The organism is Lentzea albida (genome assembly GCF_900111005.1).
Taxonomy (GTDB): domain Bacteria; phylum Actinomycetota; class Actinomycetes; order Mycobacteriales; family Pseudonocardiaceae; genus Lentzea; species Lentzea albida.
This window is the reverse complement of the sequence record NZ_FOFV01000010.1, coordinates 166,938-181,240: the sequence shown is the minus strand read 5'-3', so window position 1 is coordinate 181,240 and position 14,303 is coordinate 166,938. Positions and strand designations below refer to the sequence as shown.

The following is a 14,303-nucleotide window of genomic DNA, read 5'->3' as shown; positions in this document are numbered from 1 at the left end:
ACCGATCGTGAAGGGATGGCTGAGTCGTCGATGGAACAGATGGCCGACCGTGACGTACTTCTTTCGACCGCCCGGATCGCCTCCGTTCGGCGCCGGGCCGGTGAGTACCCGCAGCGGACCATCGCCGTGGCGAGTGCCGTCGCACTGCACCACTGGGCGGACCCTTCTTTCGCGGTCGAGGGCTTCGAGCTCACCCCGTCCACGCTGTTCAACGACGTGCTCGTGTGGGCCGACAAGGGCCAGAACTCCGCTGTCGCCGAACGGCCCGGCGGATGGGCGATCCCCGTTCCCGGCGGCGTCGACCTCGCCGAGGCGCAGCGGGTGCTGGACGACCTGGCCGAGTTCCCGAACCGTGCCATCGGCACGCTGACGTCCCAGACGGTCGAGGAGCGCCTCGCGGAACTGGCCCGCTGGAACGACAACGAGTTCCCGCGCGAGCGCCCGAGCATCGTCGAGCTGTTCCGCGAGCAGGCCCGACAGCGCCCGGACGCCGTCGCGATCAACGACGACGACCGCGCCTTCACCTACGGCGAGGTGCTGGCGTTCTCCAACCAGCTCGCGCGCCACCTGGCCGAGCGCGGCGTCACCGCCGAGCAGGTCGTCGGCATCTCGTTCCCCCGCTCGGCCGAGATGGTGGTGAGCCTGCTCGCGGTGCTGCAGGCCGGAGCCGCGTTCGTGCCGCTGGACCCGCAGTGGCCGGCCTCGCGCCGCGAGTCCGTGATCACCGACGCCCAGGTCGTCCTGACGCTGGGCAGTGGCCAGGAGAACGAGCCGGAAGCCGTCGCGGTCGATCTCTCCGACTGGGCCTTCTCCGGCTACTCCGGTGATCCCACCGACGTCGCGATCCGGGGCGCGCAGCTCGCGTACGTGATGTTCACGTCCGGTTCGACCGGTCGCCCCAAGGGCGCGATGATCCGGCACGAGGCGATCAGCGAACGCCTGCTGTGGCAGGTGCACCAGATCCTCCACTTCGGACACTCCGACGCGTCGCTGTTCAAGGCGCCGCTGTCGTTCGACATCTCCGTCAACGAGATCTTCCTGCCGCTGGTGTGCGGTGGCCGGACCGTCGTCGTGCGCTCCGGCGGCGAGCGCGACCCGCACCACCTACTGCGCACGATCGACCGCCACCGCGTGACGTTCGTGTACCTGGTGTCGTCGATGCTGGACGTGCTGCTGAACATCGCGGGCGAGGGCGAACTGGGAAGCCTGCGGCACGTGTGGTGCGGCGGCGAGGTGCTCACCCCCGAGCTGTACGAACGCTTCCGCACGCGGCTCGACATCCCGATGTACCACGGCTACGGCCCGGCCGAGGCCACGATCGGCGTCTCGCACGTCATCTACCGCGGCGAGGCCGAGCGGCTGTCGACGTCGATCGGCAAGGCGAACCCGAACACGGACCTCTACGTGCTCGACGACCAGCTGCGGCCGTGCCCGGTCGGTGTCGGCGGCGAGCTGTACATCGGCGGGTTCCTGCTGGGACGCGGTTACGTGAACGCGCCGGGCCTGACGGCGTCGCGGTTCGTCGCGAACCCGTTCGCCACCGACGGTTCCCGGCTCTACCGGACCGGTGACCTGGCGCGGTTCGCGGCGGACGGGTCGCTCGACTTCCTCGGCCGCGTCGACAACCAGGTCAAGATCCGCGGCATGCGGCTCGAGCTGGAGGACGTCGAGCTCGCGCTGGCCGAGCACCCGCGGGTGCGCCACACCTGTGTCGTGGTGCGGAAGAACTCGGCGGGCGGCAACCACCTCGTCGGGTACGTCGTGCCGTCCGACCCGGACCTGACCTCGGACGCCGTGAAGCAGTGGGCGACCGAGAACCTCGTCGAGTACATGGTGCCCGCGCACGTCGTCGTGATGAGCGAGTTCCCGTTGACGCCCAACGGGAAGCTCGACCGCCGCGCGCTGCCGGAACCGGTCGTGGAGACCGGACCGATCACCGAGGCCGCCACCGACGACGAGGCCGTGATCTGCGCCGCCGTCGCGTCCGTGCTGCGGATCGAGCAGGTGGGCGCCGACCAGGACTTCTTCGAACTGGGCGGCGACAGCATCCTCGCGATCTCGCTGCTGTCCGCGCTGCGGGCCGAGGGCGTGTTCGTCACCGCCACCCAGATCTTCACGAACCGGACTCCGCGTGCACTCGCCGCGGTCGCTTCCCGTGACGGCGCAACGGCGGTGGACCACGACGACGTGCCGACCGGTCCGGTGGCGGGCCTGCCGATCGTGCAGTGGCTCGGGGAGACCACGGACGCCATCGACGGGTTCGTGCAGTCGGTCGTGCTCAACACCCCCGCCGAGCTGACCTCGGACGCCCTGACGCGGATCCTCGACGCGCTGGTCGCGCGGCACGACATGCTGCGCGCCAAGCTCGTCCGGGGCGAGCGCTGGTCGTTCGACATCCCCTCCGACGGGTCCGCGTCGTGGGTGGAGAGCAACGCCTCCCTGGAGGAGTGCGTCGCGGCGGCGACCGAGGGGCTGGACCCGGACGCGGGCGTCATGCTGCGCGCTGTCTGGCGTTCGGAAGCCCGCCAGCTCGTGCTCGTGATCCACCACGTCGTGATCGACGGCGTCTCGTGGCGCATCCTGTTCGACGACCTCGCCCTGGCCTGGCAGCAGATCTCGTCCGGTGCCCCGGTCGAGCTCCGCCCGGTCGGCACGTCGTTCCGGCGCTGGACGCAGTTGCTGGAGCAGGCGTCGTTCGAGGGCGACCGCGCGTACTACGAGCGTCGGCTGCCGGGTGTGGACCAGCTGCTCGGGCGGCGCGAGTTGACCGAGGCGGATGTCGTTGCGTCCGAACAGGTCCGCACCGTCACGGTCGGCTCCCGGGCCACCGCCGCGCTCCTCGGTGACGTTCCCGCGCTGTTCCACGCCAAGGTGAACGACGTGCTGCTGACCGGTCTCGCGGTCGCTCTCGCCCGCTGGCGGCGCGACAACGGGCAGGACCAGACGTTCGCGCACGTCGAACTGGAGGGCCACGGCCGCGAGGGCCGGTTCGTGCCGCGCGACCCGGACCTGTCGCGCACGGTCGGCTGGTTCACGACGCTGTTCCCGGTGACGGTCGACCCGGTCGACGTCGACGACCTCGCCGCGGCTTTGAAGCGGGTGAAGGAAGACCTCGCGCGGGTGCCGAGCAACGGCGTCTCGTACGGCGCCTTGAAGTACCTGCACGACGAGAGCTTCGACGCGTCCCGCCCGCAGGTGCTGTTCAACTACCTCGGCCGGTTCGCCGGGGGCACGACCGGCGACTGGCAGCTCGCGGAGAACGCGGGCCAGCTCGGCGAGAGGCGCGACCCGGCGATGCGGCTGCCGCGCGCCCTGGAGTTCAACGCCTCCGCCGAACCCGGCGCCGACGGCGAGGTGGAGCTGGTCACCGTCCTGTCGTGGCCGGCCGGCGTGTTCACCGACGCCGACATCACCACGATCGGCGAGTACTTCGTCGCCGCGCTCGAAGGCCTGGCCGGGCTCACCGCCGGTGGCCACTCCCCCAGCGACTTCCCCCTGGTGCCGCTGACCCAGGCCGACGTCGACGCCCTGGACTCCCCGGCGCTGCGCGAGGTCCTGCCGCTCACGCCGTTGCAGGAGGGTTTGTACTTCCACTCCGTCTTCGACGACGACTCCGCGCACCGGTACGTCGAGCAGCAGCTGCTGACACTGACCGGCGCCGTCGACGCCCGGCGGCTCGAGGAAGCCGCGACGCGGGTGTTCGAGCTGTTCCCGAACCTGGCCGCGCGGTTCGCGAGCCTCGCCGACGGCCGGGTCGTGTCGGTGCTGGAGTCGGGTGTCCGGCCGGTGTTCACCACGGTGAACGGCCAGGGCATGTCCGACGAGGAGATCAGCGAACTCGCCGAACGCGACCGCGTCGCCGGCTTCGACCTCGCCACCGGTCCGCTGATGCGCTACACGCTGGTGCTCACCGCGCCGCGCCGGTACGTGCTGATCCAGACCGTGCACCACATCATCGCCGACGGCTGGTCCGTGCCGCCGATGCTGCGCGCGCTGCTGGCCGAGTACGACGCACCGGGGTCGGTGCACGTGCGCGGCAGCTACTCCGACTACGTGCGGTGGCTCGTCGAAAGCGACGCCCAGGAGAGCGACCGGGTCTGGGCGCGCGAGCTGGAGGGCCTGCCCGGTCCGTCGATCACCGTGCCGGACCACACGCCGTCCAGGATGTTCGCCGACATGCACCTCGACGCCCCGTCCGATGTGGACGAACGGGTGCGCGCCGCCGGGGTGTCGCTCAGCGTCGCCGTGCACAGCGCGTGGGCCGTGACGCTCGGCGGGATCCTGGGCCGCCAGGACGTCGTGTTCGGGTCGACGGTGTCGGGCCGTGACGCCGACGTGCCCGGCATCGACGAGCTCGTCGGCCTGTTCATCAACACCATTCCCGTGCGCGCCAGGTGGTCCGGCGGCACGACCGCGCGCGAACTGCTCGACGCCGTGCGCGAGCACCAGACCGCGGTCCTGCCGCACCAGCACGTGTCGCTGTCCAGGATCGGCAAGCTCGCGAACGCCGGGGCGCTCTTCGACACGCTCGTGGTGTTCGACGTCTCGGCAGACGTGACCTCGTTGCGCAGCGAGTCGTTCGGCATCGAGCGCGTCGACGGCGAGGGCGCGCCGCACTACCCGCTGACGCTGGTGGTCGAACGCCGGCACGACGGTTCGGTGCGGTTCAACCTGATCCACGACACCGCCGTGATCCGTCCCGCCGGTGCCCGCCGGATCGTGGAGACGTTCGCCGGCACGCTGACCGCGCTGCTGACCGGCGAGGACGTCCCCACGCCTCGGGAGGACGAGCCCGCCGCGGTCGAGGCCGCGACGCTCGCCGAACTGTTCGACGCCGCCGCCGGCCGTGCGCTCGAGTCGCGGGCAGTGACGCTGTGCCGCATCGACGGCACCTCCGAAAGCCTGTCCTACGGCGAACTCGCCGAGGCGAAGACGCGGCTCGCACGCACGCTCGCCAACGCGGGCGTCGGGCCGGACGAACGCGTCGCCGTCGCCGTGCCGCGATCGCTCGACCAGGTCGTCTCGCTCGTCGCGGTCGTGTCCGCGGGTGGCGCGTACGTGCCGCTGGACGTGGCGTACCCGGACGACCGGCTCGAGTACCTGATCGCCGACACCGCGCCGCGGGTCCTGCTCATCGCTCCCGAACAGCGCGACCGCTTCGCAGCGATCGTCTCCCGGATCGGCGGCGGCACGCGGGTGGTCGCCGTCGGCGACGAGGTGGACGGCCCCGGTGTGCTCACGCCGGCGACCTGGCGGCACCCGGCGTACGTGATCTACACGTCGGGGTCGACCGGCAAGCCCAAGGGTGTCGTGGTGTCGCACCGCAGCGCGGTGACGTTCCTGGCGAACGTCCAGCCGGACGTGGCCATCGGACCGGACGACGTGGTCACGCAGTTCCACTCGTTCTCGTTCGACCCCGCCGTCATGGAGGTGTGGGGCACGCTGACCAACGGCGCCGAGCTCGTGGTGCCCGACCGCGGGCTCACCCGCTCGCCGGTCGACTTCCACCAGGTGGTGCGCGAGCGCGGTGTCACCTTCATGCTCCAGACGCCGGCGTCGTTCCACCAGATCGTCGAGGCGGACCGGCACTGCGAGCCGATCACGACCCTGCGCAGGGTCATCGTCGGCGGTGAGGCGCTGGAGCCCGAGCGGTTGCGCACCTGGGCGGAGCGGTACGGCACCGAGCGGGTGGAGATCGCGAACTGCTACGGCCCGACCGAGTCCACCGTGTACACGACGTGGCACGTGCTCGACGACCACGACTACGAGCCCGGCCGTGCCGACGCCTGCCCGATCGGCCCGCCCGTGCCGGGCCAGCGGACCTACGTGCTCGACGACCGGCTGCGGCCGGTCGGGCCGGGTGTCACCGGTTCGCTCTACCTGGCCGGGCCGCAGCTCGCGGAGGGCTACTCGAACCGGCCTGGACTCTCAGCCAGCCGCTTCGTCGCCGACCCGTTCGCGGGCGACGGCTCCCGCATGTACCACACCGGTGACCTGGCGAGGTGGAACCTCGACGGCGAGATCGAGTTCCTCGGCCGCGCCGACGGCCAGGTGCAGCTGCGCGGCTTCCGCATCGAGCTGGGCGAGGTCGAGGCCGTCGTCCGCGAGGTCCCGGGCGTCACCGACGTCGCCGTCACCGTGGCGGACACCGCCGACCACCTGGTCGCGCACGTCGTCGGCACGCCACCCGCCGACATCGCGTCGCTGCTCGCGGGCAAGCTGCCGCAGCACATGGTGCCGCAGCGGATCATCCCGCTGGAGCGGCTGCCGATCACGGTCAACGGCAAGCTGGACCGCGCCGCCCTGCGGGAACGCGCCCGCGAGCACGCGGCCCCCGTGGCCGCGCCGGCCGTCGAGGCGGACTCCTCCGTGCTCGACTCGCTGGTCGAGATCTTCCGCGACGCGCTGCCGGTGTCCGATGTGGACGCCGACACCGACTACTTCGTCGCGGGCGGCGACAGCATCGTGGCGATCGGCGTGGTGAACCGGGCGCGGGCGCTCGGGTTGCAGATCTCGCCGCGCGACATGTTCCTGCACAAGACCCCGCGAGCGCTCGTGGAGAAGTTCGCCGCGCAACCCGTGCGGCAGGCGGCCCCGGTCGTGGAGGAGATCTCCGACGGCCCGGTCGTGCCGACGCCGATCGTGTTGCGGCTGCGGGAGCTCGGCGGGTCGCTCGACCTCTTCGCCCAGGCGCGACAGCTGCCGTGCACGAGCCTGGAGGAAGCCCGGCGCGCGGCGAACGCCGTCGTGGCGGCGCATCCCGCGCTGCGGTTGCGGCTCGACACCGACCAGGGCGTGTGGTCGCTGCGGACCGAGCCGGCCGCGGACGCCGACGTCGTCGTGTCGGCGGACGACCCGCAGGAGGCCGCCGAGGCGGCCGCGCGCAGGCTCGACGCCGAAGCCGGTGTCGTGGCGGCGTTCACGTGGCTGGAGAACAGCGGCACGCTGGTCGTCGTCGTGCACCACCTCGCGGTGGACGCCGTGTCCTGGATGATCCTGCTCGAGGACCTCGCCGTCGCGATGCGCGGCGAGGAGCTCGCGCCCGTGACGACGTCGTTCGCCTCGTACGCCGCGGCGCTGGCGCTGAACGCCCAGTCCGGCGGCGACCTGCACCGGTGGATCGAGACGCTCGACGCCCCCGTGCTCACACCGCGGCTGGGTGAGCGGCGCGAGATCACCGTCGCGCTGGCAGCGGACATCACCGGCAGCGTCGTGCGGAAGGCGCCGAACGCTTTGGGCGTCGGCCTGACCGAACTGCTGCTCGGCGCGCTGCGGACCGCGCTCACCGAGATCCAGGGCACCCCGACGGACCTGGTGGTCGACCTGGAACGGCACGGCCGCGTGCCGGCCGCCGGGCACCACGACTACACCCGCACGGTCGGCTGGTTCACCGCGATCGCGCCCGTGAGGCTCGGCCCCGCCACGGATCCCGTCGAGGCGGCCCGCGAGGTCGTCTCCCGGCAACCGGACGAGGTCGCGCACGTCGAGTTCGGTCGGCTGCGCCACCTGAACCCGCAGACCGCGCCCGTGCTGGCCGCGCTGCCCCGGCCGCAGGTGCTGTTCAACTACCTCGGCCGCGCCAGCGAGTCGCAGGCGCTGCACGTCGATCCCGAGAACCGGCCGAGCCCGTACGCGGTCGAGGTCAACTGCTGGGTCGACGCCCACGGCTCGTTGCGCGCCACGTTCGGGCTGACCGACGACGTGTCGGACGAGATCGCGGCGCGGTGGCTGCTGGCCCTGGAGCGGATCGCGGACGCCTCGGCGACCGTGCGCCACACCGCTCCGGTCTCGCCGTTGCAGCGCGGCCTGTACTTCCAAGCGGAGCTCGCCGGCGGTTCGGGTCAGTACGTGGCCCAGAGCTTCTTCGCGTTCGACCGGCGCCTCGACCCCACCGCCCTGGGCAAGGCGCTCGACCACGTGATCGCGAAGCACCCGGTCGTCGGCGCCGGTTTCGAGACCGACGAGAACGGCACACCGGTGCAGGTGCTGGGGATCAGCGGTCCGACGCGGGTGCGCACGGTCGACGTGCTCAACTCCGACGCCGTCGAGGCCTGGCGCGGGAAGGACCGCGCCACGGGCTTCGACCTGACCTCACCCCCGTTGGTGCGGCTGACGGTCCTGCGGCTGCCGGACGGCCGGGACGCGCTGCTGTTCACGAGCCACCTGCTGCTGTGGGACGGCTGGTCGCGCGCGATCGTGCTCGACGACCTGTTCGACGCCTACCGCGCGCTGCTCGCGGGCGAGCCGGTCGACCTGGCGCCCGCCACGCCGAGCTTCGAGAGCTACACCCGCGCGCTGGCCGAGAAGGACGCCGAGGCGGCGACCCGGTTCTGGGCCGGTCACCTCGCGGACCTTCCCGGCCCGACGCTCCTCGGCGACCAGTCCACTTCGGACTCGCTGCCCACCAAGATCGTGCGGACGTTGCCGGTGGAGGCGTCGAACCGGGTGCGGGAGACCGCGCGCCGGCACGGCGTGACGGTGAACTCGGTGGTCACCGGAGCTCTCGGGCTGGTGCTCGGCCGCGAGACCGGGCGTGGTGACGCGGTGTTCGGCGTGACGGTCTCCGGACGGGAGGAGGAGGGAACCGAGGGCATCGTCGGCGTCCTGCTCAACACCGTGCCGATGCGCGTGAACGCCCAGCCGCACAACACCGTCGGCGAGTTCCTCGCGGGCGTCCAGGCGTCCCGCGTCGCGACGATGGAGCACGAGCACTTCGGCCTCGGCGAGATCCAGCGCGCGAGCGGCCACGACCAGTTGTTCGACAACCTGTTCGTGCTGCAGAACTTCCTGGACGACGACACGTTCACCGAGTTCAACGCGAAGAACGGGATCGTCGACCACGACGCGGAGGACTCGACGCACTACCCGTTCACCTGGGTCGTGACGCCAGGTGAAGAGCTGACGGTCAAGGTCGAGTACCGGCCGGACGTCACCGATCCGGCGTTCGCGCAGCGGGTGTTCGACTCCTACCTGGCCGTGCTCGACGAGCTGACCGGCACCGACGGGCTGCTCGGCTCGATCGGGTCGGGACCGGCGCCGGAACTCAACCCCGCCAACGACTTCGGCAACCTGACGGTGGTCGACCTGTTCGACCAGGCGGCCGACCGCAACCCCGAGCGGGTCGCGTTGGTCGCGCACGGCGGCACGATGACGTTCGCGGAACTCCGGGACCGCAGCCGTCACCTCGCCGGCGTGTTGTCGGACAAGGGGATCGGCGTCGAGACCTCGGTCGCCATCGCCGTGCCCCGCTCGCTGGACTGGGTCGTCGCGCTGTTCGGCATCCTGCGCTGTGGCGCGGCCTACGTGCCGCTGGAGCTGGACCACCCGGACGAGCGGATCGCCGCGATCATCGACGACGCCCAGCCGGCGTTGGTCGTCACGACGAGCGCGGTGGCGCCGCGCATCCAGGGCACCACGTTCAAGCTGGACGAGCCGTGGCCGGACGCCGAACCGGTGACCACCTTCTCCGAGAACGACCCGAACAGGCTCAGGCACGCGGCCTACACGATCTACACCTCGGGTTCGACCGGCAAGCCCAAGGGCGTCGTCACGGAGTACGCGGGCCTGACGAACATGCTGGTCAACCACCAGCGGCGGATCTTCGAGCCGGTGCTGGCCGAGCACGGGCACCGCACGTTCCGGATCGCGCACACCGTGTCGTTCGCGTTCGACATGTCGTGGGAGGAGCTGCTCTGGCTCGCCGACGGCCACGAGGTGCACATCTGCGACGAGGAGCTGCGCCGCGACGCGACCGGGCTCGTCGAGTACTGCCTGGAGCACGAGATCGACGTCATCAACGTGACGCCGACCTACGCGCAGCAGCTGGTGGCCGAAGGGCTGCTGGCCGCCGAGCACAAGCCCGCGCTGGTGCTGCTGGGCGGTGAGGCCGTCACGCCGACGTTGTGGCAGCTGCTCGCCGACACCCCCGGTGTGGTGGGCTACAACCTCTACGGGCCGACCGAGTACACGATCAACACGCTGGGCGTGGGCACGTTCGACTGCGTCGACCCGGTGGTCGGCGTGGCGATCGACAACACCGACGTCCACGTGCTCGACCCGTGGCTGCGGCAGGTGCCGGACGGCGTCGCCGGTGAGCTCTACGTGTCGGGCGTGGGCATCGCGCGCGGCTACCTCGGGCAGCCGGGGCAATCCGCGGAACGGTTCGTGGCGTGCCCGTGGGTGCCCGGCGAGCGGATGTACCGCACCGGTGACCTGGTGATCCGGCGCCCGGACGGCAACCTGCTCTACCTCGGCCGCACGGACAAGCAGGTCAAGATCCGCGGCCATCGCGTGGAGCTGGGCGAGGTCGAGGCCCGGTTCGCCGCCCACCCGGACGTCCGGTTCGTCGCGGCCGTCGCGCAGGCCGACCCGCAGGTCGACGGCGCCTACCGGCTCGCGGCCTACCTGGTCCTGGCCGACGGAGCCGACATCCCGTCGATCGCGGCGGAGGTCGGCGCCGGAATGCCGGACTACCTGCGGCCGACGCACTTCGCCGCGGTGGACGCGATCCCGCTCACGGTCAACGGCAAGGCGGACACCGCGGCCTTGCCCGAGGCCCGTCCTCTCGGCACCCTGATGACCAAGGTCGAGGACCGCGAGTTGACGAAGACCGAGACGCTCGTCCGCGAGATGTTCGCGGAGGCGCTCGATCTCGACGAGGACGAGGTGGGCATGGCGAGCGGTTTCACCGACCTGGGCGGGCACTCGATGCTCGCGGTGAGGCTGATCGGCCTGCTGCGCCGCGAGTTCGGTCCCGTGGTCACGATCCGCGACCTGTTGTCCCTCTCCACCCCCGAAGCGATTGCGCGCCACGTTGACGAATCCTGAAGTCCGCACCGGCAGGGAGATCCTGCGGGTCGCCCTGCGCCGCAACCGCGGGGCCATGACGGCCGGGACCCTGCTCATGGGGTCCTACCAGGCCGCCGAGACCGCCGTGCCGATCCTGCTCGGCGTGATCGTCGAGTACGCGTTGCGCGGCGGGCGGCTCAGCTCGCTCGGGCTGGCGCTGCTCGCGCTCGGGCTCGTGATGGCCACGGTGTCGTACTCGTGGCGGTTCGGCATGCGGATCCTGCAGAAGGCGAACACGACCGAGGCGCACCGGTGGCGCGTCGCGGTCGCCGACCACGGCCTGCAGCCGGTGGCGCGCGAGGTCGACCTGAAGTCCGGCGAGGTGCTCACCGTCGCCACCGAGGACGCCGACCAGACGGCGGACATCATCGAGGTGGTGCCGCTGCTGGTCAGCTCGCTGGTGTCGGTGGTGATCACCGGTGTCGTGCTGGCGGTGATCAGCGTGCCTCTGGGTGTCGCCGTGTTCGTGGGCACGGCGGCGATCCTGACCGTCCTGAGCGTGATGTCGAAGCGGATCGGCGCGAACACCCGGGTGCAGCAGGCGAAGGTCGCACGGGCCGGGGCCAAGGTGTCGGACCTGATCGCGGGCCTGCGGCCGTTGCACGGGTTCGGCGGCAGCTACGCCGCTTTCCAGGCCTACCGCCGGGTGAGCACCGAGGCGAAGAAGCAGTCGATCGTGGTGGCGCGGGTCAACGGCGTGTACGCCGGGGTGTCGCTGGCGCTCAACTCGGTGCTGGCGGCCGCGGTGACGCTGTGGGCGGGCCTGCTGACGTTCCGGGGCGAGATCAGCATCGGCCAGCTCGTCATGGTGGTCGGCCTCGCGCAGTTCCTGATCGAGCCGCTGAAGCTGTTCAGCGAGATGCCCAAGTACGTGATGATCGCGCGGGCCTCGGCCGAACGGATGGCGCTGGTCCTCGCGGCACCGCCCCGCATGACGCCCGGTGTGGAGGTGCCCGGCCCGGAGAGCGGGCTGGAGGTCTCCGGGGTGTCGCTCGGATCGTTGCGGGACCTGACGTTCTCGGTGGAGCCCGGTGAGTTCGTGGCGATCGCGGCCTACCAGCCGCAGGCGGCGGCCGAACTGGTGTCGGTGCTGGCCGTCGAGGCGCCACCGGACTCGTACTCGGGCGTCGTGCGCGTGGGCAAGCGCGAGGTGGCGTCGCTGACCATCGAGAGCGTGCGGGAACACCTGCTGGTGAACCCGTCGCACCACGAGGTGTTCGCGGGGACGTTGCGCGAGAACGTGGACCCGGCCGGCACCAGCGCGCTGGTGGACGAGGCCGTGGCCGCCGCGATGCTGACCGACGTCGTGGCCCTGCACTCCGAGGGCCTCGACTACGCCGTGCGCGACCGGGGCGCGAACCTGTCCGGCGGGCAGCGGCAGCGGTTGTCGCTGGCGCGCGCCCTGGCGGCGAACCCGGAGATCCTGGTGCTGCACGACCCCACCACGGCCGTCGACGCCGTGACCGAGCAGCTCATCGCCCGCAACATCACCGAGTTGCGCCGCGGCCGCACGACGGTCGTCATCACCAGCAGCCCCGCGTTGCTCGACGTGGCCGACCGGGTGATCGTGCTGGACGGTGGCGCGGTGACGTCCGAGGGCACGCACCGCGACCTGCTCGGCCGTGACTCCTCCTACCAGCTGGCGGTGGCCCGATGACGCGGTTCGAGTGGCGTGGAGGCCCTGCCTCGCTGCGGTTCGAGGACGTGCTGGACCCGGTGGAGCTGGTGCCCGACGGTGAGGTCTGGGCGGCCGAGGTCGATCTGCCGGAACGGTTGCGCGTGACCTACCACTTCGTGGACGCCGACGGCGAGGAGCACGCCGACCCGTCCAACCCCGCCGGGGCGGGGCCGAACCGGTCGATCTTCGCGACGCCGGACCTGGAGCCGCAGCCGCACTGGCCCGTGGTCGGGCCGGACGAGGTGCTGGACGTGCCGACGTTGCGGATCCGGTGGAACGGGTCGTTGGGGCGCAAGACGATTCGCGTGCACAAGGGCGGCGAGCCGGTCGTGCTGCTGCTCGACGGCGACGACTGGATGTACGTGCACCCGGCGGTCGCCGCGTTCGAGTCGGCGGTGAAGGCGGGCGAGATGCCGTCCGCCACCCTCGTCTTCCTGCCCACGCCACGTGATCGCGGCGCCGAGTACACCTCACCCGAGCTGTGGCGGGCCATCCGGGACGAGCTGCTGCCGTTGCTCGCGGAGAACGGCGTGGCGGTCGACCTGTCGCGGTTCGTGGTGGCGGGCCAGAGCCTGGGCGGGCTCAGCGCGTTCCGCGCGGCACTGGAGTTCCCTTCGCTGGTGTCGAAGGTGGCGTGCCAGTCCGGTTCGTTCTGGTGGGGGCGCGACCTGCCGAAGCACGGGCTGTCCCTCGACGGCCCGGCCGGGGGTGACACCGCGGACCTGTTGCGCGCGGGGCCGGACCTGTCGGGGCTGCGCGTGGCGTTCGACGTCGGCGAGCACGAGCCGAGGATGCACCGGCACTGCTCGGTGGTCGAGGATCTCGCTGCACAGGCGGGGGCGACCGTGCGGGCGAACCGGTCGCCGTCCGGGCACGACCGGGTGGGCTGGCGGCACGCGCTAGTGCGCGACGTCGCTTGGCTGCTCGGCTAGCGCCCAGCTCGCGAGCAGGCGCAGGTTCTGCTCGGACGGCGAGCCCGGCTCCACCGTGTGCAGGGCGAGCGACATCTCCGGGTCGGCGTCCACCGTCAGCGACTCGTAGGCCAGCGTGATGTCCCCGACGACCGGGTGGTGCAGGCTTTTGCTGCCGTGAGCGTGCCGGTAGACGTCGTTGTCCGCCCACCACCGGCGGAAGTCGTTGTCCCGCACGGAGAGTTCGCCGACGAGGGCGGCGAGCCGCGGGTCGTGCGGGTGCCGTCCGGCGTAGACGTGCAGGGACGCGACGGCGAGGCGGGCGTTGCCCTCCCAGTCGTCGTAGAGCTCTCGGGCCGCCGGGTCGAGGAAGATGAAGCGGATCATGTTCCGTTCGTGCGGTGGCGCGGCCTCGAAGTCCTTGTACAGCGCACGGGCCAGTGCGTTCGTGGCCAGGACGTCGGTGCGGCGGCCCAGCAGCATCACCGGCACGTCCGGCATTGAGTCCACCGCCCTGCGCAGGCCGGGCCGGACGCGTTGTGGTGGCAGCGCCTGACTCTTGCGCGTCGGTTTGGCCACTGTGTACAGATGGGCGCGCTCGGTCTCGTTGAGCCGCAACGCCCTGGCGAGTGCGTCCAGAACGGACTCGGACACGTTGACGTTCTTCCCGCGTTCCAGCCGCACGTAGTAGTCGACGCTGACCCCGGCGAGCTGCGCGACCTCCTCGCGGCGCAGCCCGGGCACGCGGCGGCTGCCCGGGAACACGGGCAGGCCGGCCTCCTCGGGCGTCACCCTCGCCCGGCGGGACCGGAGGAACTCGCGCAGTTCGGTGTTCACGCACCCCAGCGTAAGACGGTTCACCCGGC

At 71.6% G+C, this 14,303-nt stretch carries 4 protein-coding genes; 3 read left to right on the top strand and 1 reads right to left on the bottom strand.

The annotated features are described in order from the left end of the window. Positions 1-15: 15 nt before the first annotated feature. The 3 genes from BMY74_RS24665 to BMY74_RS24655 are packed head-to-tail and all read left to right on the top strand — an operon-like array spanning position 16 to position 13,458. A complete protein-coding gene (locus tag BMY74_RS24665) occupies positions 16-10,827 on the top strand; it encodes a non-ribosomal peptide synthetase (RefSeq protein ID WP_218159722.1) in 10,812 nt (3,603 codons plus the stop codon). Next, positions 10,814-12,505 carry an ABC transporter ATP-binding protein gene (locus BMY74_RS24660; RefSeq protein WP_218159721.1) on the top strand — a complete coding sequence of 564 codons (1,692 nt, stop codon included), beginning with the start codon at positions 10,814-10,816 and terminating at the stop codon, positions 12,503-12,505. Before BMY74_RS24665 ends, BMY74_RS24660 begins: the two co-directional genes overlap by 14 nt. Further along, positions 12,502-13,458, top strand: coding sequence for an alpha/beta hydrolase-fold protein (locus BMY74_RS24655; RefSeq protein WP_089920000.1), 957 nt, complete (start codon positions 12,502-12,504; stop codon positions 13,456-13,458). The genes BMY74_RS24660 and BMY74_RS24655 overlap by 4 nt, the downstream gene beginning before the upstream one ends. Here the strand turns inward: BMY74_RS24655 and BMY74_RS24650 are convergent. Further along, positions 13,426-14,274, bottom strand: a complete 849-nt coding sequence (locus tag BMY74_RS24650) for a helix-turn-helix transcriptional regulator (protein WP_245786334.1) — start codon at positions 14,272-14,274, stop codon at positions 13,426-13,428. The two genes, BMY74_RS24655 and BMY74_RS24650, sit on opposite strands and share 33 nt — an antisense overlap. Positions 14,275-14,303 lie beyond the last annotated feature (29 nt).